General features: G+C 67.9%; 20 protein-coding genes. 11 read left to right on the top strand and 9 right to left on the bottom strand.

The window, feature by feature from the left end; all coding sequences use genetic code 11:
- Window positions 1-113: 113 nt before the first annotated feature.
- The 5 genes from ACEE23_RS01450 to ACEE23_RS01470 are packed head-to-tail and all read left to right on the top strand — an operon-like array spanning window position 114 to window position 4,667.
- The gene (locus ACEE23_RS01450) at window positions 114-896 is read left to right on the top strand and encodes a ComEA family DNA-binding protein (protein ID WP_448871886.1); all 783 of its coding nucleotides are present in this window, start codon (window positions 114-116) and stop codon (window positions 894-896) included.
- A 14-nt stretch (window positions 897-910) separates the two neighbouring features.
- Window positions 911-2,608 carry a ComEC/Rec2 family competence protein gene (locus ACEE23_RS01455; protein WP_448871888.1) on the top strand — a complete coding sequence of 566 codons (1,698 nt, stop codon included), beginning with the start codon at window positions 911-913 and terminating at the stop codon, window positions 2,606-2,608.
- A 1-nt stretch (window position 2,609) separates the two neighbouring features.
- Entirely contained in the window at window positions 2,610-3,587 is a 978-nt protein-coding gene (holA, locus tag ACEE23_RS01460; RefSeq protein ID WP_368520324.1) for a DNA polymerase III subunit delta, read from the top strand.
- Between the two features lie 52 nt (window positions 3,588-3,639).
- Window positions 3,640-4,020 (top strand): ankyrin repeat domain-containing protein, encoded by a 381-nt coding sequence (locus ACEE23_RS01465; protein WP_368520323.1) that lies wholly within the window; start codon window positions 3,640-3,642, stop codon window positions 4,018-4,020.
- On the top strand, window positions 4,017-4,667 hold the full coding sequence (locus ACEE23_RS01470) for a LysE family translocator (protein ID WP_368520322.1): 651 nt from the start codon (window positions 4,017-4,019) through the stop codon (window positions 4,665-4,667). Before ACEE23_RS01465 ends, ACEE23_RS01470 begins: the two co-directional genes overlap by 4 nt.
- On the opposite strand, the gene ACEE23_RS01475 is transcribed toward ACEE23_RS01470, so the two are convergent.
- The 4 genes from ACEE23_RS01475 to ACEE23_RS01490 form a co-directional block, all read right to left on the bottom strand.
- Window positions 4,563-6,032 (bottom strand): type II restriction enzyme, encoded by a 1,470-nt coding sequence (locus tag ACEE23_RS01475; RefSeq protein ID WP_368520321.1) that lies wholly within the window; start codon window positions 6,030-6,032, stop codon window positions 4,563-4,565. The two genes, ACEE23_RS01470 and ACEE23_RS01475, sit on opposite strands and share 105 nt — an antisense overlap.
- Entirely contained in the window at window positions 6,029-6,883 is an 855-nt protein-coding gene (locus ACEE23_RS01480) for a DNA adenine methylase (protein ID WP_368520320.1), read from the bottom strand. The genes ACEE23_RS01475 and ACEE23_RS01480 overlap by 4 nt, the downstream gene beginning before the upstream one ends.
- 164 nt (window positions 6,884-7,047) lie before the next feature.
- Window positions 7,048-7,311 (bottom strand): 30S ribosomal protein S20, encoded by a 264-nt coding sequence (gene rpsT, locus ACEE23_RS01485; protein ID WP_070769038.1) that lies wholly within the window; start codon window positions 7,309-7,311, stop codon window positions 7,048-7,050.
- A 208-nt stretch (window positions 7,312-7,519) separates the two neighbouring features.
- Entirely contained in the window at window positions 7,520-8,083 is a 564-nt protein-coding gene (locus ACEE23_RS01490) for a type II toxin-antitoxin system PemK/MazF family toxin (protein WP_368520319.1), read from the bottom strand.
- An 86-nt stretch (window positions 8,084-8,169) separates the two neighbouring features.
- Here ACEE23_RS01490 and lepA point away from each other — a divergent pair, with 86 nt between their 5' ends.
- Window positions 8,170-10,017, top strand: a complete 1,848-nt coding sequence (lepA, locus tag ACEE23_RS01495; RefSeq protein ID WP_368520318.1) for a translation elongation factor 4 — start codon at window positions 8,170-8,172, stop codon at window positions 10,015-10,017.
- On the opposite strand, the gene ACEE23_RS01500 is transcribed toward lepA, so the two are convergent.
- Window positions 10,014-10,679, bottom strand: coding sequence for a hypothetical protein (locus tag ACEE23_RS01500; RefSeq protein WP_368521413.1), 666 nt, complete (start codon window positions 10,677-10,679; stop codon window positions 10,014-10,016). The genes lepA and ACEE23_RS01500 overlap by 4 nt on opposite strands.
- A 102-nt stretch (window positions 10,680-10,781) precedes the next feature.
- Here ACEE23_RS01500 and ACEE23_RS01505 point away from each other — a divergent pair, with 102 nt between their 5' ends.
- A complete protein-coding gene (locus ACEE23_RS01505; protein ID WP_368521414.1) occupies window positions 10,782-12,191 on the top strand; it encodes a M20 family metallopeptidase in 1,410 nt (469 codons plus the stop codon).
- On the opposite strand, the gene ACEE23_RS01510 is transcribed toward ACEE23_RS01505, so the two are convergent.
- Window positions 12,073-13,044 (bottom strand): CPBP family glutamic-type intramembrane protease, encoded by a 972-nt coding sequence (locus ACEE23_RS01510; RefSeq protein WP_448871894.1) that lies wholly within the window; start codon window positions 13,042-13,044, stop codon window positions 12,073-12,075. The two genes, ACEE23_RS01505 and ACEE23_RS01510, sit on opposite strands and share 119 nt — an antisense overlap.
- Window positions 13,045-13,129: 85 nt before the next feature.
- Here ACEE23_RS01510 and ACEE23_RS01515 point away from each other — a divergent pair, with 85 nt between their 5' ends.
- Genes ACEE23_RS01515 through ACEE23_RS01525 form a run of 3 tightly spaced genes read left to right on the top strand, consistent with a single transcriptional unit; the run spans window position 13,130 to window position 15,968 of the window.
- Complete coding sequence (locus ACEE23_RS01515; RefSeq protein ID WP_368521416.1) at window positions 13,130-14,263, top strand: sensor histidine kinase; 1,134 nt, start codon at window positions 13,130-13,132, stop codon at window positions 14,261-14,263.
- Window positions 14,260-14,892 (top strand): response regulator, encoded by a 633-nt coding sequence (locus ACEE23_RS01520; RefSeq protein WP_368520313.1) that lies wholly within the window; start codon window positions 14,260-14,262, stop codon window positions 14,890-14,892. The genes ACEE23_RS01515 and ACEE23_RS01520 overlap by 4 nt, the downstream gene beginning before the upstream one ends.
- 20 nt (window positions 14,893-14,912) lie before the next feature.
- Window positions 14,913-15,968: an LD-carboxypeptidase gene (locus ACEE23_RS01525; protein ID WP_368520312.1), complete on the top strand. Its 1,056-nt coding sequence runs from the start codon at window positions 14,913-14,915 to the stop codon at window positions 15,966-15,968.
- On the opposite strand, the gene ACEE23_RS01530 is transcribed toward ACEE23_RS01525, so the two are convergent.
- Together ACEE23_RS01530 and ACEE23_RS01535 are read right to left on the bottom strand one after the other, a co-directional pair.
- Window positions 15,931-16,362 (bottom strand): hypothetical protein, encoded by a 432-nt coding sequence (locus ACEE23_RS01530; RefSeq protein ID WP_368520311.1) that lies wholly within the window; start codon window positions 16,360-16,362, stop codon window positions 15,931-15,933. The genes ACEE23_RS01525 and ACEE23_RS01530 overlap by 38 nt on opposite strands.
- Before the next feature lie 69 nt (window positions 16,363-16,431).
- On the bottom strand, window positions 16,432-18,300 hold the full coding sequence (locus ACEE23_RS01535; protein WP_448871910.1) for a BCCT family transporter: 1,869 nt from the start codon (window positions 18,298-18,300) through the stop codon (window positions 16,432-16,434).
- Window positions 18,301-18,541: 241 nt separating this feature from the next.
- Between ACEE23_RS01535 and ACEE23_RS01540 the strand changes: the two genes are divergently transcribed.
- Window positions 18,542-19,912: a YeeE/YedE thiosulfate transporter family protein gene (locus ACEE23_RS01540; protein WP_448871897.1), complete on the top strand. Its 1,371-nt coding sequence runs from the start codon at window positions 18,542-18,544 to the stop codon at window positions 19,910-19,912.
- Window positions 19,913-20,094: 182 nt separating this feature from the next.
- On the opposite strand, the gene ACEE23_RS01545 is transcribed toward ACEE23_RS01540, so the two are convergent.
- Window positions 20,095-21,783 (bottom strand): FUSC family protein, encoded by a 1,689-nt coding sequence (locus tag ACEE23_RS01545; RefSeq protein ID WP_448871899.1) that lies wholly within the window; start codon window positions 21,781-21,783, stop codon window positions 20,095-20,097.
- Between the last annotated feature and the right edge of the window lie 22 nt (window positions 21,784-21,805).

Here is a 21,805-nt window from a genome sequence, read left to right on the forward strand (position 1 = left end):
TTGCGAGTAACCGATAAAAGGACTTTTATGGTTTCGGGTTAAATTTCGTTTTGTGGCCGGTGTCCTGGGAAAATCCCTTCCCTTTCCGGTGCGGGGACTTTAGTCTCGGCGGCATGAGCGCACCGCATTTGAGCGATAGATTAAGAGAACTGACCCGGCCCACCGGGACCGAGGAACTCATGGACGTCTCCTTCCCGGCTCCCCGGTTTCGCATCCCCGTGGCCCCTGCCGCCGTCCTCGGCGTCGTCCTCATCCTCGGCCTGGTGGTGTGGGTGGGGTGTAGCGCCCTGCGCGACGACCCGGCCGAGGAGGCGCACCTGGCCTGGGAGGAGGGCGGTCCCGAGATCGAGGAATCCAACCTGGCGCTTAGCGCCCACCCCGCCGAGGCCGGCGGGGCGGAGGCAACAACAACTGACCAGGCCGCGCCGACCACCGGCCCGGTGGTGGTCTCCGTGGTGGGCAAGGTCGCCCGGCCCGGTTTGGTCACGCTGGAGCCGGGCGCCCGGGTGGCGGATGCGCTCGCCGCCGCCGGCCCGCTCCCGGAGGCGGACCTGGCGCAATTCAACCACGCGCAGGTACTCCAGGACGCCCAGCAGATCCACGTGGTCGGCCCCGGCGAGACCCCCGTGGAGCCCGGCGGCCTCCAGGGCGGGGAAGGCGGCAGCGGCGGTGCCAGTACCGACGGCTCCTCGGAAGCCGCCGGAGGGGCGGTGAATATCAACACCGCCAGCGCCAGCGAGCTGCAGACCCTCAGCGGGGTGGGGGAGGTCACCGCCGCGGCCATCGTGGACTACCGCGACAGCATCGGTGGGTTCAGCGCGGTGGACCAGCTGCTGGAGGTCAGTGGGATCGGGCCGGCGAAGTTCGCGCAGCTGGAAGGGCAGGTGACCGTGTGAGGGAGCTGCGCTTAGTGCCCGCGGCCGCCAGCGTCTGGGCGGCCACCCTGGCTGTGGTCCTGGGCTGGCCGCTGGTGGCCCTGGGCGTGGTGGGAGCAGTGGTCGTGGCCGCCGCGCTGCGCCGGCACGTCGGACAGGCGTTGGTCGTGGCGGCAACCGGCGGCGTGGCGCTGGCGGTGGCGCTGGTGCGGCAGGCTCGGGCCGCGAGGTTTTCGCCGACCGGGCGGGTGGAAGGCGAGCTGCAATCGGCTCCGGTGGCCCTGGACAGCGGTGGGTGGCTGCTGCGCCTGGACGTGGACGGGGTGCCGGGAACGGTGCCGGTTTTTAGCGAGTCCCTTCCCACGGTCGACGGGTTTAAAAACCCGCCGGCGGGCACGCGGGTGGCCGTGGAGGGCACTGTGAGTGAATCGAACCGTCCCGGCGTGGTGGAGGTCGTGATAAACGGCGACGCCGCGGCCCTGGCCGCCCCGCAGGGCTGGGCCGGCTGGGCCGCCGGGGTGACCGAGAAGTTCCAGGCCGTGGTGCTGGACACGGTAGGCCCGGCCAGCCAAGGCCTGCTGCCCGGGATGGTCCTGGGGGACGTGGGGTTGCAGGACGCGGCCGAGCGGGCCCTATATATCGAGACCGGCCTGAGCCACCTGTCGGCGGTCTCCGGGGCCAACGTCGTGGTGGTCACCGCGGCGGCGGCCCTCGTGGCGCGCTGGGCGCGGGCCTCGCCGCGCGGGCAGGTGCTGAGCGCGCTCGGGGCGCTGGCCGTCTTCGTGGCTTTGGTGGGCGCGGAGCCTTCCGTGCTGCGCGCGGGAGTGACCGGCCTGGTCGGGCTGTTGGCGGTGGTCAACTCGTCGCGCATGGAACCTGTCCACGGCCTGTGCCTGGCGATCATCGGTCTGCTGTGGTGGGACACGGAGCTGGCGGTCAACTACGGCTTCGCCCTCTCGGTGGCGGCGACGGCGGGGATCGTGGCGCTGCAGCCGGTCTTTTATCGCTGGCTGGCCCCGCTCGGCCTGCCGGACCTTATCACCCGCGCCTTCGCGGTGGCGGTGGCGGCCGATATCGTGACCATCCCTATCGTGGCGCTGATGGCCGGGGAGGTCTCAGTGGTCTCTATCGTGGCGAACGTGGCCGTCGCCCCGGCCACCGCGCCGGTGACGGTGGTGGGGCTGGCGGCCGCCATCGCGGTTAACATCCCGGGGATCGGGACGCCGTTGGCGGGCGTGCTGCTCAAGGTGATAGAGCCGTGCACGTGGTGGATCAATTCCGTGGCGCACGCGGTGCGGGATTTGCCCCTGGCGGTGGTGAGTACCGGCCCGGTGGCGGTCGCGCTGGTCTACGGGTGGGTCGTAGCCGGCTTCCTCTTCCACCGGCCGCGACTGACCGTCACGCTGGTGCTGAGCCTGGCCGCGGTGCTGGGGATTGCGGGGTCGCTGGGGCACGCGCCCGCCTGGCTCCAGGCCCGGGGCGGGGCGCGCGTGCACACCAGCGCCCCGGAAGTTAACCTGGCGGACCTGCGCGCGCACGTGGTGGACACGGACGACGACATCGAGCCGGTCCCGCCCGGCACGCAGGTGATCGTGGTCTTATCCGGCGAAGGCCCCGCGGCGGACCGGCCCACGCGCACGCCGGACTATATCCCGGTGCTCTACCCGGCCCGGGACGGTCCCGTGCGGGTCTATGTGGACGGCACCCAGCACGCGGTGGACGGGAGGTTCTAAGATGAAGGGCATGCCAGCTTCACCGGTCCACCTCATCGTCGGCGACGACGAATTCCTCACCGAACGCGCCCGCCGCACCATCACCAAGCAGGTCGCGGCGGATACCGGACAGACCCCGGAGACGACCACCCTGCGGGCCAGCGAGGTCACCGAAGGCGAACTGGCCGAGGCCACCAGCCCGTCGCTATTCGGCGACAACCGGCTCATCGTGGTCACCGACGCCGAGAAGGTCGGTAAGGAGCTGACCGGTCTGCTGATCAACTGCGCGAAGCAGCTCGCCCCCGGGATGACCCTGGTGGCGGTCTACAGCGTGACGGCCAAGACGCTCAAGAACAAGAAGAAACAGCCCGAGCTGATCACCGCATTCCAGAAGCTGGGGGAGCGCCACGACGCCTTTTCCCTCTACCCGAACGAGCTGGGCCGCTGGGTGACAAAGGAATTCTCCCGGCACAAGGTGCAGCCGACCCCGGACGTGGTCAACGCGGTGCTCCAGGGCGTGGGCTCGGACTTGCGTGAGCTGGCCTCAGCCGTTAGCCAGCTGGTCGCGGACACCGGCGGCAATGTCACCATGCAGGCGGTCCAGGAATACTATTCCGGGGTGGCCGAGGTAGCCAACTGGGATATCGCGGACGCCGCGGTCGCGGGCAAGACCAACACCGCGGTCGCCACCTGTCGGCGCGCGCTGCAGCTGGGCGCTAGCCCGGTGGCCATCGCCAGCGCCCTGGCCAACAAGGTCAGCGCCATCGCCAGGCTGTACTCCGCCCGCGGCGACCAGTATTCCCTGGCTAAGCAGACCGGCCTGAACCCGTACGTGGTCAAGCTGACCCAGCCGGTGGCCCGCCGCTGGTCCGGCCGCGCGGTCACGGAGGCCGTCATCCTCATCGACGAGCTCGACTACGACGTCAAGGGCCAGTCCGGCAAGGACCCGGACTTCGCCGTGGAGTCGGCGGTGCGCCGGATCGCGGAGCTGGCCGGATGAAAACCCGGGCCTAAGGCCGGCCCGCCGGGGGCAAAAGATTAGGCTTAGGGGCATGACTGCACCCGGACCGGAACTCCAAGACCTCGTTAACCGCCTCTTCGACATGGCCCGCCAGGGCGATAAGACCCTGCTGGACTACATCCACCAGGGCGTGAACATCGACCTGGTCAACCACGAGGGGCAATCCTTCGTCATGCTCGCCGCCTACCACGGCCACGCTGAGCTGGTCGCCGCCCTGGCGGAGGAGGGCGCAAACGTGGACCTCCTCAATGATCGGGGCCAGTCGCCGTTGGCCGGCGCCATCTTTAAGAAGGAAGACGCGGTTATCGACGCCCTCCTGGCCGCCGGCGCCGATCCCCAGGCCGGCACCCCCAGCGCCCTGGATACCGCGCGCATGTTTGAGCGCACCGACCTGGTCGAGCGCCTTTCGTGAGCTGGTCATCGTTTCTCGCGATCATCGTGATGAACCTGGTCGGGGCCGCCAGCCCCGGCCCGGACGTCATCCTGGTGACCCGGTACGCCACTAAGTCCCGCCGCCACGCCATTGCCGCGGCCGCGGGCATCCAGGTCGGGGTGCTGATGTGGTGCACGCTGACCGTCTTCGGCGCAGCCGCGCTGCTGAGCACCTTCCCGTCCGTTTTAGGCTTCGTCCAAGCCATCGGCGGTGCCTTCCTGGTGTGGATGGGCTGGAAGACCATGCGTTCCGGGTTGGCCGAGCGCCGCAACCCGCCGCAGAGCTTGGATGACGCCGTGCAGCGGCTGGGCCGCATGCGCCAGGCCTTCCGCCTGGGACTGGCGACCAACCTGTCCAACCCGAAGATCGTGCTGTTTTTGGCCGCGATGATCGCCCCGCTGCTGCCGGCGCACCCGCCGCTGGGGCTATCGGTCGCGCTGGTGCTGTCGCTGTCGCTGTCCAGCTTCCTTCTCTTCGTCGCGCTAAGCTGCGTGATTTCCACCAACGCGGTCCGGCGGAAGCTACTGGCGGCCGGCCCCTGGATCGACATCGCCGCCGGTGCCTTCTTCCTCGTGGCCGGCGTCCTGTTGGCCGTCAACGGCCTGCGGGAGATCCTCTTCCCATAGGCCCGGCTGCCCGGCCGCGGGCTCGGCCTGGGCGGCCTGGGCCAGGTCCCGGACCCACTCGGTCCAGGCGGCGACGGTGGCCGCTCGCCGCTTGAGGGTGGTCTCGCCCAGGCCCAAGTCTGCGGCGCGCATGATCTCCGCGGCCTCGTCGCGGCCTATTTTCTCCCCGCCCAGCGCGCGCCGGGCGGCCGTGCGGAAGACCCCGCGGGCGGCCAGGCGCTCCACGATGGCGAAGTTGCGCGCGTCTAGGTCATCGAGCGCCATGACCTGCTCGCCCAGCTCGGTCAGGGCCACGCTCTGCGCGTCGGTGCAGACCAAGCCGAGGTAGGCCGCCGCGTTCGCGTAGTAGTCCGCCTGCCGGGAGGTAAAGCCGTAGGCGGTGTGGATATAGTCCTTCGTCAGCGGCTCCTCGCTGGCGGCGAGCAGCTCGCACAGGTTGACCACGCGCGCGAAGGAATCCGCCTGCGGAAAGGGGGCTGCGGCCGGCTCAGTTTCCACGCGGGTGCGCTCGATGGCGTCGAGGAGCGAGTCGGCCGACAGCTGCGTGCTGCCCAGGCAGTAACGCGCCGAGCGCACCTGCCGGATGCTGCGCGGATCGTTCTCGTCGTCGAAGGCGTAGAGGAACAGGTGGAAAACGCCGTTCGAATACAGCAGGTAGACCGGCAGCACCGGTTTGGAGACCACCTGCCGGAAGCGCCGGTAGGGGAAATACAGCTGGCGGATGTTGAAGTCCTCGGGCAGGTGGTTTTTCGCCTCGATGAGCACCAGGCAGTCCGCGGACTCGTAGCCGCCGTCGATCTCCATCTGCGCGCGGTCCACGGTGAAGTCCCGGCCTGCCAGCCGCAGCGGGATCTGGTGGGTGGACATGCGCCCCGAGACCGTCGAGCGCAGGGGGCTGCTGCCGATGAAGTCTTCCAGGATGCCGCTGAGATCCGCCGCAGCCAGGGCCAGCGACTCGGAGGTGATTTGGGAAAAGTCCAGGGACTCGATGTCCGCCGGCACCGGCAGGCGCCGGGTCGGCTGCGGCCCGCGCTCGAATGCCTGATAGAGGCCGAACTTGCCGACCAGGTAGGAATCGCGCGACAGCGGCACCACGGACAGGCCGTGTTTCCGGAATGGCCACGGCCGCGAGCTGGAGTAGTCGTGCTTGGCCATCAGCCGGGGCTCGCGGCGGCTGATCTCCTTCAGGCGGGAGGCGGTAATGCAGGCGAAGCCGTCGCGCTCCAGGGGCCCGGCGAATTCCTCGGCGGCGAAAACGCGCAGCCAGCCGATGTCGTTGACGCCGAGTTTGGTGTCCTTGCTGATCTCGAAACGGTCGCGCAGCTCGGCTATTTCGGCGGCCTCGGCGTCAGTGGCCCGGGTCATGCGGTGGCTCCTCCCACAGTGTCGGTGTAGTTGCGGACCAGGACCTCATCGACCTTCCCGCGCTTGGAGGCCACGGAGTTGATGGCCCGGGTGGCGCCGACGATCTCAGTGGGGTAGTCCGCATACAGGTCCCGGATGAATTCCGTGGCGGAGTTCGACAGGAGGAAATTGACCCCGCGCGCGTCCAGCTCGTCGCAGGCCTGCTTGAGGCGTTCCTGTTGGCTGCGGTCGAAGCCGCCGGCGGCGTAGCCGGTAAACGAGCTGGTGACGTTGACCGGGTCGTAGGGCGGATCGAGGTAGACGAAGTCGCCGGCCTGGGCCGTCTCCAGCAGCACCGCGTAGTCGCCGTTGAGCAATTCGATGTCGTTGTCGCGCAGGTAGGCGCCCACCGCCCGCAGGGTCGGCTCGTCGCAGATGGTCGGGTTCTTGTAGCGGCCGAAGGGCGCGTTGAACTGGCCGGCGGAGTTGACCCGGTACAGGCCGTTGTAGCAGGTCCGGTTCAGGTAGACCGTGCGGGCGGCGCGCTCGACGGCGCTCAGTGCCGCGAAGACCTCCGGGTCGCGGTCCAGGGCGCGCAGCTCGTAGAAGAACTCCGGGGTATTCGGGTAGCCCGCCAGCAGGCCGATGAGCTCGTCCACGTGGTCGCGGGCGACTCGGTAGACATTGATGAGCTCGGTATTTAAGTCATTGACCGTGGCCTTTCCCGGGGCGAGCGCGAGCAGTACCGCGCCGCCGCCCAGGAAGGGCTCGAAATAGCGCTGAAACCCGGCCGCGGGGAGGGCGGACCGAATGGCTGGTAGGAGCTGGCGTTTGCCGCCTACCCATTTCATCAAAGGCTTCAGGTTGTTCATCGTGGCAATATCTTAGCGCCCCGGCCGACCCGCCGGCCGCGCGGCCCGCCTTGCGGGGAACAGGTGTTCGCCTGGAGGGTTAAAAATAAAGGCCGCCAGCCCGCGGGGAGGAATCCTCCTTACCGTGCGGGCCGGCGGCCAGTATTTATGAAGCCGGGGTGGGCCTAGGCCATCTTGTTGAAGGCGTTAGCCATGCCGGACTTCTTGTTAGCAGCGGTGTTGCGGTGGAACACGCCCTTGGACACGGACTTGTCCAGGGAGCGGGAAGCAACGCGCAGCTGCTTCTCAGCGGCAGCCTTGTCACCGGAGGCGACAGCCTCGCGGAACTTGCGGATCTCGGTGCGGACCGCGGAGCGGATGCCCTTGTTGCGACGGCGAGCCTTCTCGTTGGTGATGACGCGCTTCTGCTTGGACTTGATGTTAGCCATAGCTGAAAATACCTCTTAAGTAATCGATCTGATTGACAACGAAACTTGGGGCACTCTCCGGACATGGCTCCAGGCCACAGATGCAGCCGCGGCGCCGGCGTACAAGGCGAACCCAAGGTCCTGCCCGCCCGGCCGACGCGCCCGGAGTCCAAGTAACCCGGCTATCTTAGCAGCCGGGTGCCTGCCCGGACAAAACGCACTCTAGCGCCTACGCCCAGTGGTAGACGGCGCGCAGGCGGTTGGCGATCCGCTCGAAGCGGCGCTGCGGGAACAGGATGCCTTGGCGGCGGACTTGCTCCTCGCTGATTTCCAGCAGGCGGTCCAGGCGGATCCAGCACTGGCGGCCGGACTCGTCCCATTCGCCGGAGCCGATCTCCAGCCAGCAATCGTCCTCGGCGTGCTCCGGGTTGGGGGAGATGAGCAGGCCTAGCACCGTGGTGCGGGTGCGGCCGACCACGAGGACCGCGCGCTCGGTGGGCGGGGACTGCGCCCCGCCGGTCGGCGCCCAGACCCAGACGACCTCCCCGGAGTCGGCCTGGCCGTCCATGTCCGGGGCGAAGAAGATGGACCGCGCGCGGTCCTGGGTGGCCTCCACCCGGATGTCGGCGGGCTTGCGCGGCTCCCAGCTCGTGTGGTGTCCGTGCAGGCCCAGGCTCTGGTTGATGTGGCTTAGGCCCTTGTCGATGGGTTCCTTGTCGCCCACGCCCAGCGCGTGCAGGACTTTCCGGCCCCAGGAGGGTGAGGAGGTGCGAGCAGACTCGGGGTTAACCATGTGTCTATCCTACTTGCCGGTAGCGCCCGTGTCTTGGGTAAGCTGGGACGGACTACCTATTTACTCGAGGAGATTAAGGGACATCGTTGTCTGAGAATTTTGCGGCCACTACGTTCACGGATCCGTCCAAGATCCGGAACTTTTGCATCATTGCTCATATCGACCACGGGAAGTCGACCCTGGCCGACCGCATTCTCCAGCTGTCCAAGGTGGTAGAGGAGCGCGACATGCGCGACCAGTACCTCGACAACATGGACATCGAGCGCGAGCGCGGTATCACCATCAAGGCCCAGAACGTGCGCCTGCCGTGGGTCCCGCAGTCGGGCGAGCTGGCGGGCACCCAGATGGTCCTGCAGATGATCGACACCCCGGGCCACGTGGACTTTTCCTACGAGGTCTCCCGCGCGCTCGAGGCCTGTGAGGGTGCCATCCTGCTTGTCGATGCCGCCCAGGGCATCGAGGCCCAGACCCTGGCCAACCTCTACCTGGCCATGGAAAACGACCTGGAAATCATCCCGGTGCTCAACAAGATCGATCTGCCGGCTGCCGATCCGGATAAGTATGCCCTCGAGCTGGCCAACATCATCGGCTGCGAGCCGGAGGAGGTCCTGCGCGTGTCCGGCAAGACCGGCGAGGGCGTCGTCGAGCTGCTCGACCGCCTGGTCGACCTGGTGCCGGCCCCGACTTCGGAGGGCGGCTCGGATGCCCCGGCCCGCGCGCTGATTTTCGACTCCGTCTACGACACCTACCGCGGCGTGGTCACCTATATCCGCATGATGGACGGGACCCTGAAGCCGCGTCAGAAGGTGCTCATGATGAACACGGGCGTGGAGCACGAGATCCTGGACATCGGCATCGTCTCGCCCACGCCCACCTCCTGCAAGGGGCTGGGCCCCGGTGAGGTCGGCTACCTGATTACCGGCGTGAAGGACGTGCGCGAGACCAAGGTGGGCGACACCGTCACCTGGGCCAAAAACGGCGCGGACAACCCGCTGCGCGGCTACGAGGACCCGAAGCCGATGGTCTATTCCGGTCTGTTCCCCATCTCCCAGGCGGACTTCCCGGACCTGCGCGACGCGCTGGACAAGCTCCAGCTCAACGACGCCTCCCTCACCTTCGAGCCCGAGACCTCCGTGGCGCTGGGCTTCGGCTTCCGCTGCGGTTTCTTGGGCCTGCTCCACATGGAGATCACCCGCGACCGCCTGCAGCGCGAATTCGACCTGGATCTCATCTCCACCGCGCCGTCGGTGACCTACCGCGTGGTCAAGGAGGACGGGGAAGAACAGATCGTGCACAACCCCTCCGACTGGCCGGGCGGCAAGGTCGGCGAGGTCTACGAGCCCATCGTGAAGATGACGGTCATCGTGCCGGAGGAATTCGTCGGCCCCACCATGGAGCTGTGTCAGTCCAAGCGCGGCCAGATGGGCGGCATGGATTACCTGTCCGAGGACCGCGTCGAGCTGCGCTACACCATGCCGCTGGGCGAAATCATCTTCGACTTCTTCGACATGCTCAAGTCCCGCACCAAGGGCTACGCCTCCCTCAACTACGAGGAGGCCGGCGAGCAGCTGGCCGACCTGGTCAAGGTGGACATCCTGCTGCAGGGCGATCCCGTGGACGCCTTCTCGGCCATCGTGCACCGCGATCACGCCCAGCACTACGGCAACAAGATGACCAAGAAGCTCAAAGAGCTCATCCCGCGCCAGCAGTTCGAGGTGCCGGTGCAGGCGGCCATCGGCTCGAAGATCATCAGCCGTGAAAACATCCGCGCCATGCGCAAGGACGTGCTCGCCAAGTGCTACGGCGGCGACATCTCGCGTAAGCGCAAGCTGCTAGAAAAGCAGAAGGCCGGTAAGAAGCGCATGAAGTCCATCGGCTCGGTCTCCGTGCCGCAGGAAGCCTTCGTCGCCGCGCTGTCGACCGACTCCGACTAGTAGAACACCACGCGCGCGTTATTCCCGCCGGTGCACTCCATGGACTTATCTCCCAACACGCTGCACTGCATGTTATAGGTCTGGCCAGTGGCCGGGCTGGCCACGGAGATTTCCGGCTGGTAGAAGTCGCGGACGTTCTCGCCGGTGGGGTTGTGTCCGGCGGTCTGGGCGTCGAAGACGGCCCTGCCGAACTCGCAGCTGGTGTTCTCGCCGGCCAGGACGGTGTTAATGCCGAAGCCGTCGCCTAAGATGCAGACCTCGTAGTAGGTGCCGGCCACGGTGGCGGTCTGACCGGGGTTGGGATTGTGCATGACCAGATCCATGTAGTCGGAGGCAACGTAGTCGACCGCGCGGTTGCTCGCGCCGGCTCCGGCACCCGCTCCGGCTTCCTGGTTGTTCTCGGCGGCGGGTTCCTGGGTGCTGTCGGCAGCCGCGGTGTTGTCGGCGGAGGCCTCGGCGTCGGCATCGCCGGCTTTGGAGCTTTTTTCTTTGGCCTTCGAGCTGGACTGGGTGGAGGACTGGGCGGAGTTCTCCGCCGCGCTGGATTCCTGCGTGACGGTGCTGCCGGCCTCGGGGGTGGGGGTGTCTTGGGCGGATTCACCTGAGGAACAGGCGGCGACGAAGAAGAGCGGGGCGAGGGCAAAAAGTGTTATACGTCTCATAAAAGGTAGATTAGTGTGTATACAAGTGAGATAAAAGGGTAAGCGAGAAAAACTTGGTACGCTCGGTTGCTAAACGCCAGTAACAAGGAGTGAGAAGTCACGATGACGGTGCCTCAGTCCCCGCACCAAAAGGACCCGCGAACCGCCTACCGCACCGGCCCCTACCGGCAGCCCTCCCCGGAACAGTCCGTGCCCCGGCAGGGCCAGCAGCTGCCCCCGCTGCCGGTCACGCAGGCGACCCTGGGCGAGCGCCCCGCCGGCGAGGTCCTGCGCGAGGACGGAGCGCAGCTGCTCGAGCAGCTGCAGGTGCTGCGCCGTGACCTGCACCAGAACCCGGAGATCGGCAACCACACGCCCTATACCCAGGCCAAGGTGCTCGAGGAGCTCTCCGGCCTGCCGCTGGAAATCACCACGGGCGTCTCGGTGACCTCCGTGGTGGCCGTCCTGCGCGGCGGCAAGCGCGGCGAGCACCCGGTCTCCGTCCTACTGCGCGCGGACATGGACGCCCTCGAGGTCGCCGAACGCACTGGCTCGCCGTTCGCGGCCACCAACGGCTATATGCACGCCTGCGGCCACGACCTGCACACCTCCGCGCTGGTCGGCGCGGCCAAGCTGCTGAGCCAGCACCGCGAGGAGATCCCTGGCGACGTCATCTTCATGTTCCAGCCCGGCGAGGAAGGCCCGGGCGGGGCCCGCCCCATGATCGAGGAAGGCGTGCTGGATGCCGCCGGGCGCCGCCCGGTGGCCGCCTACGGCATCCACGTCGGCCCGCAGGACTACGGCAACTTCTACCACGTGCCCGGCCCGCTGATGGCCTCCTCGTCCAACCTGCGGCTGACCGTCCACGGCAAGGGCGGCCACGGCTCCCGCCCGCACGACGCCATCGACCCGGTCGCCGCCATGGCCGAAATCCAGGTGGCCCTGCAAACCGCCGTCACCCGCCGCTTCGACGCCATGAACCCGGTGGTCATCACCGTAACCAACCTCTGGGCCGGCGACGGCGCCATCAACGCCATCCCGGACAAGTGCGGTTTTTCCGCCACGGTCCGCGTGCTTGACGATGCCGCCATCGACCGCGTCCGCCAGGTCATCACCGAGGTGGCCTCGAACGTGGCGGCGGCGCACCGCTGCGCGGTGGACATCGACTTCGAGATCCTCTATCCGACCACCAAGACCAACCCGCGCGAGAACGCCTTCGCCGCGGGCGTGTGGTCCCGCCAGTTCGGCTCGGACCGGGTGGTGCCTATGCGCTCGCCGATGATGGCCAGCGAGGACTTCGGCTTCGTCCTCCAGCAGGTGCCGGGCACCTTCGTCTGGCTGGGCACCGCCAACCCGGAGACCCCGCAGTCCAAGCGCGAGTGGAACCACTCGCCGCTGGCGCGCTTCGACGACTCTATTCTGGGCGATCAGGCCGCCGCACTTGCCGGGGTGGCCTTTGAGCGGCTGGTGGCTGAGGAGCTGCTCCCGTCGCCGACCATTCACGCGGCCCGACAGGCAGCCCAGCAGGGCTAGCCGCCACCAGCTGCGGGCGGCGGCGCACGAGGTAGAGAATCCAGACGGTCGCGCCCACGGAGAAGACGACCTCGGCGGCGACGGAGGCCCAGCTCACCTCCACGTTATTGGGGTCCGAAATGCCCACAGCCGCGGAGCTAAAGGCCAACACGTTGCCCACGGCATGGACCACCGCGGCGGCCTCGATGCCGCCGGTGGACCACGTCAACACGGTCGCGGCCGCGGCGAAGACTGCGATGGCGGCCAGCCCCTTGGCATCGTAGGCATGCCCGGCGATAAACAGTCCGAAGCCGGGCAGGTAGGCCAGCCACGGCGAGCGGATCCAGCGCCCCAGCCACTGGGGGAGGAGTGCGCGGAAGACGAGTTCCTCGCTGAGCGCCTGCAGCGGAACCAGCGTCACCGTGAGGGCCAGGAGTACGGCCGCGGTGGAATCCCACCGCGGGGAATTGCCCTCGATGACCGTGATCGGGAGGTAGGCCACCGCCCAGGCGACCACGGCCGGCAGCACGGCCCGGCCGGCCAGCCCCCAGCGCACGCGGCCGGCAACCGACCACAGCCCGCGGGCCCCGCGCCGGGCGGCGGGCACGTTCCGGCCGCGCCGGCAGATGCTCGCCGCCACCCAGGCGGCGGCGCCGAGAGCGATGAGAAGCCCCAGGCTGACGGCGAAGGGGCCGGGCCGGGACATGTCATCGATAGCGTCGATAGCCTCGCCGCCCAGGCTGAGCCCGGCGACTAGGGCGAAGCCAAAGAAGAAGACCACGGCGATAACGATGAAGACTGCGGCTTCTAGCAGCGGGCGCCACCACCTGCCCGGCAGCACACGGTGAAAAGAACTCTGCGTTAATTCGTCCATGCCTTCTACGGTGTCAGGTTTTGGGCCGCGGAGTCTCCTCCCCGGGGAGGATTTCGCGGCCGGGGCCGCGGCCTATACTGAGCCCATGACTGTGGGACCGGAGACCGTGCGCCGGATAGGCATCGTTGTGCTGTGCGCCCTGTGCGACCTGGTGGTGGGCCTGGTGCTGGTGGGCATTGACCTGGAGGATTCGCCCGTCGCGGACACGCCAGAGTTCAACGCCTACGTGGCTATCATGGCGCTTTTTGGCGCGCTGGGCTGGCCGCTGCTGTTTATCGGCCTGCGCCACGATCCGGAGGAAGACTCCGCCCACCCCGGCCCCCGGTCAGCGCTGGTCTGCAGCGCGCTGGTGGCCTTGGCCGGCTTCTCCTATTTCGGCTGCGTCTCCTCCGCGGTGGCGTTTATCTCCCTGGTCGGGCGCGGTTCCACGCGGTGGTCCGTGGTCGGGGTCCTCGCGATGGTCGGGGGTGTGCTGGTGGATTGGGCGTTTAACCCGAGCGGCGCCCCGCCCCTGGACGACTGGTATTTCCTGGCCGCGCTCGCGGTGGTCATGGTGCCCATGCTGCTCGTTGGCATGGGGCGCGCGGCCAGCAAGCGGGACCAGCGCGCCCGGTTCGCGGCCGCCGCCACCGTCGAGCGCGAGCGCCTGTCCCGCGACCTGCACGACAGCCTCTCGCACCGGCTCAGCCTGATCTCCCTCTACGCCGGGGCCCTGGCCGAGCGCGAGGACTTGAGCCCCGAGCAGCAGCGCCGCTCTGCCGAAACCATCCGCACCGAGGCCGCCCACGCCGTCGACGACCTGCGGGAGGTACTGCGGTCCATCACCTCGCGGCAGGCCCCCGGCCCCGGCGTCCGCGAGATCATAAGCTCCGCTCAGGAGGCCGGCGATGCCATCACCTTTACCAGCGACGGCGCCACCTCGCGCCTGTCCACCGCGGCTGCCCAGGCCCGGGCCCGCGCGCTGCAGGAATGCCTGACCAACGCCCGCAAGCACGCGCCCGGCCAGCCGGTCACCGTGGTCGAGGCCACCGAGCCCAAAGCCGGCACCTACACCTGCCGCGTCAGCAACCCGCTCCTGGCAGGCTCGAAGGGGGCAGGCACCGGCCGCGGGCTGGACGGCATGCGCCAGCGGCTCAAGCTGGTCGGCGGTAGCCTGGACATCCATCAGGGCCGCGAGTTCTGCGTGGGCATCACCCTGCCGCTAAAGGAGGCGCAATGATAAGGGTCGTCATCGTCGACGACGAGGAGCTGGTGCGCGGCGGCGTCCAGCTGGTGGTGGAATCCGATCCGGAGATCCGGGTCGTCGGCGAGGCCAGCAACGGCCGCGACGGGGTGGCGGTCGTCGCCGACCTGCAGCCCGACGTGGTGCTCATGGACATCCGCATGCCGGTGCTCGACGGCATCGCCGCGGTGGAAAAGATCGACCCAGCCGTGCCGGTCATCATGCTCACCGCCTTCGACACCGACGAGTTCATCGCCGCCGCCCTGCGCGCCGGGGCCGTGGGATTTCTGCTCAAAAACACCCCGCCGAAGGCCCTGACCTCCGCGGTGCGCGCCGCGCACGAGGGCCATCAGATCCTCTCGCCCGGGGTGGTGGGATCGCTGCTCGAAGCCGAGCCCAAGGCCACCCCGAAGCAGGACGCCGCGCGTGCGAAGCTGGCCAACCTCTCCGAGCGCGAGCTAGAAATCGCCCGCCTAGTCGCCAAGGGGCTGAGCAACGCCGAGATCGCCGCGGCCGAGTTCGTCTCCATCACCACGGTCAAAACCCATGTCCAGCACATCCTGCGCAAGCTGCCGGCGCGCAGCCGCATCCACATCGTCATCACGGTGCTGGATGCGGGACTATAGAGAAGTGAAGGCAGAACAACATGACTGAACTGCATTCATTAGTCATCAACGGCAAGGGCTACGTTGCGGTCGTGGCGCCGTCGGTGGCGGTCTCCGTCATCGGCCCCGCAGTTCACCGGCAGGCCATGGCCCGCGTGAAGGAACTATTCCGCCTGCCGATCAAGGAGGGCGCCTCCGTTTGGGGCGGGGCTAGCCCCGAGCAGCGCGCGGCGGAGATCAACCACGCGATGACGGATCCTGAGTGCGCGGCGGTGCTGGCCGTAGCCGGCGGCAACGACTCCATCCGGCTGCTGCGCCACCTGGACCCTGAGGCGCTGGCCGGCAGCGCTGTTCCCTTCATCGGCTACAGTGACAACACCGCCATTCACAATTTCCTCTGCCGATTGGGGAAGCGCTCGTTCTACGGCGGCTCCACCCAGGTGCAGGTGGGGCCAGGGCCGGGGATGGATCCGGAACACGTGGCATCGTTGGGTGCCGCCGTGGCTGGTCGGGGAGCAATAGAACTGTCTGCGCCCGCGGCATATGAAGTCCGCGGCGTTGAGTGGCAGAATCCGCGGGCGTTGGACAGCTACGGTAACCGCGTGGAGTTTCCGCCCTATGTCTGGGAAGGGGCCCGCAGGGCAGTGCGCGGTCGCACGTGGGGAGGATGCCTCCAGACGTTGGTGCAGCTGGCCGCGATGGGGCAGCTTCCGGAGCCGTCCGAGCTTGCGGGGGCCGTTATGTTCCTCGAGCTTTCCGACGAGCCGCTCGGAGATGGCAACGTGTGCAAGCTCGTGCGTGCCCTAGGCGAGGCGGGGTATTTCGACGCGGTCGCGGCCCTCGCCCTGGCCTTGCCCCCGCACTCCGTGACCGGCCCCGGCGGGCAGGTGAGTCCCGATCCGGCGAAAGCACACGCGTTGCTGGCCGAGATGTCCGAGCAGGTCGGCGCCTATAACCCGGATCTAACCCGGGTGCTAGGGCTGCCCATCGGGCACCAGCGCCCTCAGTACGTCATCCCCTACGGCGGCGAGCTGCTCATCGATGCCCGCCGCCGGGAGGTTACGGCCTTCTACGGCGACGGCCCCGCGGGCCAATGATGAGGACGATAAGCGCGGCGACGAGGCCGATGGCCGCTATCACCACCGACGCCCACCCGGCCGCGCCCCAGTAGGTGGGGTAGTAGCGCAGGGCGTAGCCAAAGACCTGGCCGTCGTCGAACTGCTGGACCAGCGAGATGGCCAGCCACCACAGCTTCGCCGTGGCCAGCACCGCCCCTACCACCAGGGTGGTGGCGATGCCGGCGCGGCTGCCGCGGCGGAAGGCCCAGCACAAAAGGCCGACGGCCACCAGGACGATGCCTACCATCGTGGCGGCGAACCACAGCGGGGTCTGGATGGAAAACGGCGAACCGTTCAGCAAGAACTCGTGGTCGACGCGGTGCTGGTCAATGAGTGTGAATCCGTCGAGGACGACGTCTGCGGGAAGGCCCATACCTTGAAAGCCTAGCGGCGCCCGCTCCAGCCCGGGCGGGATAGCGCTGTAAGCCTGGCCACTACGGCGCTAGTCTTTCTGGGCTTTCCCGTTGGCCTGGCCGGCGTGGTCTTCTTGGTCGCCGATGTAGTCCGGGTGCGAGGCGTCGTGCTTCGGGTCGTAGCCGTCGGACCAAGTGTTGGTGGAAAAGTCGTAGTCGACGGCGTCGCCGGCCTCGTCGGTGCGCTGGTACCAGCGGGTGTAGCGGCCGGCCGCGGAGTCGAAGTCGGAGCCGGCGCCGCGCCCGTCGGAGGCTTCCTCGACGGAGAACTCAAAGTCGTCGCCGTGCTCCTCGATGCCACGGATCACCGCGTTTTCCACCGCCGTGCGCGCGTACTGGCGGCGGATGAACATCGGGTCGCTGCGCAGATCCACGATGAAGGCGACCATCATCACCAGCAGCACCACGCAGAAGGGAAGTGCGGACAGGATGGTCAGGTTCTGCAGGCCGGACAGGACCTCCTCGCCGCCGGTCAGAAGCATGACCACGGCGATGCCCATCATGCACAGGCCCCAGAAGACCACCAGGGCCTTGTTCGGGGAGGGGTTGCCCTTCGAGGCCATGGTGCCCATGATGACCGAGGCCGAGTCCGCCGAGGTGACAAAGAAGATGGCCAGCACGCCCAGCAGGATGAACGGGGTGATGGTGCCCAGCGGCAGGTTGCTGAACATGTTGAACAGGACGGCCTCGCCGGAGGCGTCGGCGTCGAAGCCCGGGATGCCGGCGTCGTGGAAGGTGATGGACGTCCCGCCGAAGATGGTGAAGGCCAGGATGAGGATGATGGTTGGCGCCAGGATGGTCACCGCCGCGTACTGGCGCAGGGTACGCCCGCGGGAGATGCGCGCGACGAACATGCCGACGAACGGCGCCCAGGCGATCCACCAGGCCCAGTAGAAGGCGGTCCAGTAGGACTGGAACTCGACCGTCTCATCGCCCCAGGACAGCGACTTCGACATCATCGGCAGCAGCTCGTCCAGGTAGGTGACCATGCCGGACGGCAGCAGGTTGAGCAGCAGCAGGGTGGGGCCGGTGATGAAGACGAAGGCCACCAGCGCTAGGGTGAGCGTGATGTTCAGGTTGGACAGGTAGCGGATGCCGCGGGAGACGCCGGAGACCGCGGAGATGACAAAACCCACGCCGAGCACGGCGATGATGATGAGCAGAATTCGGTTGGGCAGCGGCCCGGCGCCGGAGATAATCTCCACGCCCTGACCGATCTGTACGGCGGAAACGCCCAGGGTGGCGGCGGTGCCGAACAGTGTGGCGATGAGCGCCATGATGTCGATGACCTTGCCCAGCGGGCCGTCGGTGTCCTTGGAGCCGAACAGCGGCTTGAAGATGGACGACACCAGCGGCACGCGCCCGCGGCGGTAGGACGAATAGGCGATCGCTGCGCCGACCAGCGAGTACATCGCCCACGGGGAAATACCCCAGTGGAAGTGGGACTGCGCGACCGCCTGGTGGAGGGCCTCGACCGTGCCGCCTTCGTCCACGGTGTGCGGCGGCGGGGTCAGGTAGTAGCTCAGCGGCTCGGAGGGGCCGTAGAAGAACAGGCCGACGCCGATACCCGCGCCGAACATCATCGCCACCCACGAGAAGAAACCGAACTCCGGTTGCTCGTCGTCGGTGCCCAGCTTGATACGGCCGAGCTTCGACAGGCCCACGTACGCCATCACCACGATGGCCAGGATCATGGTGATGTTCAGCAGCCAGCCCGCGTTGGTAATCGCCCAGCCAAACGCCGCCGATGCCGTCTGCGCCACCTGGTCCGGCAGCATCACGCCCCAGGCAATGAAGCCGACGACGAGTACCGCCGTCACGCCGAAGATGACCTTGTCCAAGCCGAAGGTGTTGCGCTGGTCTTCCACGCCGATGCCCGGGACCAGGCCCGGGTGCATGTTGTGGGGGTAGAGGCCCACCGCGGGCCCGGGGCTGCCGGCCGGGCCGGCACTGCGCGGCTGCGGCCTGCTGGAGGCTGCGGACGAGGTAGACGAGGTCGGCGAGGATTCAGGCTCAGGTTTAGACACGAGGCTTAATCATTCAGGATATTGATGTCTACCACAACTCGAGCAGCCCGCGGCTACTGCTTAGTCTGCTTATGCTAGACAATCCCGTCTAGTGCCGGATAGGCTAGGCGCCATGTTGATTTCCGGACTTCTGGTGGGCGGCGTCTTCGGCGCCGTCCTGCAGCGCGGGCGCTTCTGTGTGACCGGCATGCTGCGCGATATTTTCATGAACAAGACCTGGCGCGGCTTCACCGCGCTGATGATCCTCATCTCCGTGCACGCCTTCGGCCTGACCCTGCTGACCAGCCTGGGCGTCATCCAGCCCGAGGTCGCCAACTTCACCCCGGTGGCCATCATCGTGGGCGGATTCATCTTCGGCCTGGGCATCATCCTGTCCGGTGGCTGCGCCTCCGGCACGTGGTACCGCTCCGCCGAGGGCCTGGTCGGCTCCTGGATCGCGCTGCTGCTCTACGGCCTGTCCGCCGCGGCGATGAAATCCGGCCCGCTGGCCGAGGTCGACGGCTGGTTCAAGCAGTGGGAGATGCCGCTGACGACCATCCACGGCGCGCTGGGGGTAACGCCCTGGCTGCTGGTTGCTGTGGTCTGGGCCGTGACCTTTGGGCTGTGGCGCCACTACCGCCGCAAGGACGCCGGCCGCCCGAGCTACGACCTGGGGCAGCCCTGGTGGGCCCGCCCGCTGTCGCTGAACACCGCCGCCATCCTGGTAGGCCTCATCGCCACCGTGGCCTTCCCGCTGTCCGCCGCCACTGGGCGCAACAGCGGCCTGGGCATTACCACCCCGACCGCCGACGTCATGCGGTATAGCACCACCGGCGACGGGCAGTACCTCAACTGGGGCACGCTGTTGGTTGTCGGCCTGTTCATCGGCGCCTTCCTCGCGGCCAAGGCCACCGGCGAGTTCCGCGTGCGCGTCCCGGACGCGCAGACCGCCTACCGCGCCGTGGCCGGCGGCATCATGATGGGCGTGGGCGCGTCCCTGGCCGGCGGCTGCACGGTCGGCAACGGCATGGTGGAGACCTCCCTGTTCAGCTTCAAGGGCTGGGTCGCCCTGCTGTTCATGGCCCTGGGCGTGGCCGTCGGCGCCAAGCTGTGGCTCAAGCCCCACCGCGCGGCCGAGTCCCCGGCCTCGGCCGAAGACGCCGTGCTTCGCGACGCCCCAGCCACCACCCACCAGCCCTTTCCTGTTGCCACCGGCGCCGTCGCGCTCAAGCCCCAGGTGAGTACGTCCACCCAGAAGGCGCGCCCGCTGGGGCAGGGCCGCTACGCGCTGGACACACTGGGCGCGGTCTGCCCCTTCCCGCTGATGGAGGCCAAGCAGGTCATGGACGAGCTGGAGACCGGCGAGGCCCTGGTCATCGACTTCGACTGCACCCAGGCCACCGACTCCATCCCCGCCTGGGCAAACGATGCCGGCCACCGCATCACCGACTTCCACCGCGCCGGCGATGCCGGCTGGCAGGTCACCGTCGTTAAAGGAGGCTAATCACAGGGGTGTGAGTTAGGATGAAGGGGCATCGCAGGTTATAGCGATGCCCCTTTAACTCTGTGTCAGCGAGGTATACCCACCATGCAGTTCCCAGAATCCGTCGTGGCCGAACTGGAAGAGCTTTTCGCCCCGGTGGTCCAGGAGCATCTCCTCGATGCTTCGCTGCTGCTGCAGCCGCGCTAGCGGGCCTGCGGACTGGCCATTCTCACCTTGTCCGCCAACTGCCGGATATCCGCGGCGCTGGGCTGGCTATCCGGCGCCAAGTTACAAAAGTCCAGCAGTTGGTAGCCGGCGTGCTGGATCGCCTCGTGTTGGGCGCTGAACTCGTCGAGGCGATCCGGCTGGTTGGCGCCCACCGACTGGATGGAGCGGCGTTCGGACAGCAGCTCGTACTGCAGGTCGCGGCGCTGGCTTAAGGATTGCTGCGGCGTTTCGGTCAGCAGGGCGCCCAGCAGCGCGCCCATCGACTCGTAGCAGCGGATCTGCAGCCGGTGGTGATTCAGCGCCGCCGATGCCGGCCGGTACAGCCACAGCGCCAACAGCGCGAACAGGATGGACAGGGAAATCTCCGCCATGCGCGCGCCGACGACGGGCGCCAGCTCCGGCGCCTGCGAGTTGCCCATCAAAAGCGCCAGCGGCGTCGAGAAGATCACGCAGAAGGCGTAGTTTTTCACCACGAAAATCTCCGCGAAGAACTGGCAGGCCGCCAGCGCCAGCAGCAGCGACCAGCCCCACACACCGAAGTAGTGGAAGGTGGCGAACAGGCACACGCCCAGCACCGAGCCGGCCGCGCGGTGGATGGCGCGCACCGTGCCCGGCACCCGGTCCGGGCCCCACTGCAGAATCAGCAGGACCGAAATCGCACCCCAGTCCGGGCGGCCCAGGCCGAGCGCCACGCCCAGCAGCGCGGTAATCAGGCCAGCGAAGAAGACGCGCTCGGCGGTGATGAAGGCGTGTCCGTTGCGCACCGCGGAGCGGTACAGGCGGTAGGTCACCGTCGGGCGGCTGTGCGGGATGACGGTGCGGCTCGGATCGATGTCGTTGGGGGCATCGGTGAGCAGGGCCTCGGCGGCGCCGAAGTCGTCGCGCAGGTTATGCCGAACGATGCTGCGCTGCGCTGCCAGCGTGCGCCGCACCAGCTCGGACTGCGACTGGTTGATAATGCGACCACCGCTAACGATGCCCGCATCCGCCAACGACTGCCACGCATTCGACAGCGCCGTTTGCGCCTGGTGGTGGCGGGCCAGGTGGTCCTTGTCGGCGTTGGCGTAGTCCTCGGCCGCGCGCTCCAGGGTGTCGACCACGCGGCGCTCCGGCCCGTGCTTATCCAGCAGCGACGGGGCCATGCCGAGGATCCACGCGGTACCCGCGCCGACGCAGGCCCACAGGATGACCTCGCCGACGTGGGTGCCGCTACGGGCGAGCATGGTGGAGCCACCCGAGACCATCACGATGAAAAAGCCGCCCGGCGGCGGCAGGCGCAGAGCGTTTTGGACGAACGCGGCCGTGGTGGCCAGCAGCACCGTAAACAGCGCCGAGAGGATGAGCCACCAGTGGCCGTGGCCGGGGGCGAAGACCAGCGTGCCCACCAGGGTGCCGGTGGCCGATCCGGCGACCAGCAGCGTGCCGGCCACCGCGATGACGCGGGCGCGCGTGCGGTAGGGGTGGCCCTCGCCGTAGATGACGGCGAAGGCGCCGGTGGCGATGAGCAGGATAGCGTTCGTATAGCCCAGGAGCAGGGCCACGCAGCCCGGCAAAAGGATGGCCAGGGCGGCGCGCAGCGCGCCGGGCCACCGCGGGGCGGAGGAGTGGAAGGTGGTCAGCAGCTGGAGGGTACTTGGTCTCTGGGGAGTAGGGTTGTCCGTCACGGTGCTGCTACACGTTCCTTTC

The organism is Corynebacterium sp. 32222D000AT, from assembly GCF_053546955.1.

What these genes read in the sequence shown, in the direction of transcription:
- ACEE23_RS01450 (WP_448871886.1), top strand. Translation starts at nt 114, where the DNA reads ATGAGCGCACCGCATTTGAGCGATAGATTAAGAGAACTGACCCGGCCC.
- holA (WP_368520324.1), top strand. Translation starts at nt 2,610, where the DNA reads ATGAAGGGCATGCCAGCTTCACCGGTCCACCTCATCGTCGGCGACGAC.
- ACEE23_RS01465 (WP_368520323.1), top strand. Translation starts at nt 3,640, where the DNA reads ATGACTGCACCCGGACCGGAACTCCAAGACCTCGTTAACCGCCTCTTC.
- ACEE23_RS01475 (WP_368520321.1), bottom strand. Translation starts at nt 6,032, where the DNA reads ATGACCCGGGCCACTGACGCCGAGGCCGCCGAAATAGCCGAGCTGCGC.
- ACEE23_RS01480 (WP_368520320.1), bottom strand. Translation starts at nt 6,883, where the DNA reads ATGAACAACCTGAAGCCTTTGATGAAATGGGTAGGCGGCAAACGCCAG.
- rpsT (WP_070769038.1), bottom strand. Translation starts at nt 7,311, where the DNA reads ATGGCTAACATCAAGTCCAAGCAGAAGCGCGTCATCACCAACGAGAAG.
- ACEE23_RS01490 (WP_368520319.1), bottom strand. Translation starts at nt 8,083, where the DNA reads ATGGTTAACCCCGAGTCTGCTCGCACCTCCTCACCCTCCTGGGGCCGG.
- ACEE23_RS01500 (WP_368521413.1), bottom strand. Translation starts at nt 10,679, where the DNA reads ATGAGACGTATAACACTTTTTGCCCTCGCCCCGCTCTTCTTCGTCGCC.
- ACEE23_RS01505 (WP_368521414.1), top strand. Translation starts at nt 10,782, where the DNA reads ATGACGGTGCCTCAGTCCCCGCACCAAAAGGACCCGCGAACCGCCTAC.
- ACEE23_RS01510 (WP_448871894.1), bottom strand. Translation starts at nt 13,044, where the DNA reads ATGGACGAATTAACGCAGAGTTCTTTTCACCGTGTGCTGCCGGGCAGG.
- ACEE23_RS01515 (WP_368521416.1), top strand. Translation starts at nt 13,130, where the DNA reads ATGACTGTGGGACCGGAGACCGTGCGCCGGATAGGCATCGTTGTGCTG.
- ACEE23_RS01520 (WP_368520313.1), top strand. Translation starts at nt 14,260, where the DNA reads ATGATAAGGGTCGTCATCGTCGACGACGAGGAGCTGGTGCGCGGCGGC.
- ACEE23_RS01525 (WP_368520312.1), top strand. Translation starts at nt 14,913, where the DNA reads ATGACTGAACTGCATTCATTAGTCATCAACGGCAAGGGCTACGTTGCG.
- ACEE23_RS01530 (WP_368520311.1), bottom strand. Translation starts at nt 16,362, where the DNA reads ATGGGCCTTCCCGCAGACGTCGTCCTCGACGGATTCACACTCATTGAC.
- ACEE23_RS01535 (WP_448871910.1), bottom strand. Translation starts at nt 18,300, where the DNA reads ATGCACCCGGGCCTGGTCCCGGGCATCGGCGTGGAAGACCAGCGCAAC.
- ACEE23_RS01540 (WP_448871897.1), top strand. Translation starts at nt 18,542, where the DNA reads ATGTTGATTTCCGGACTTCTGGTGGGCGGCGTCTTCGGCGCCGTCCTG.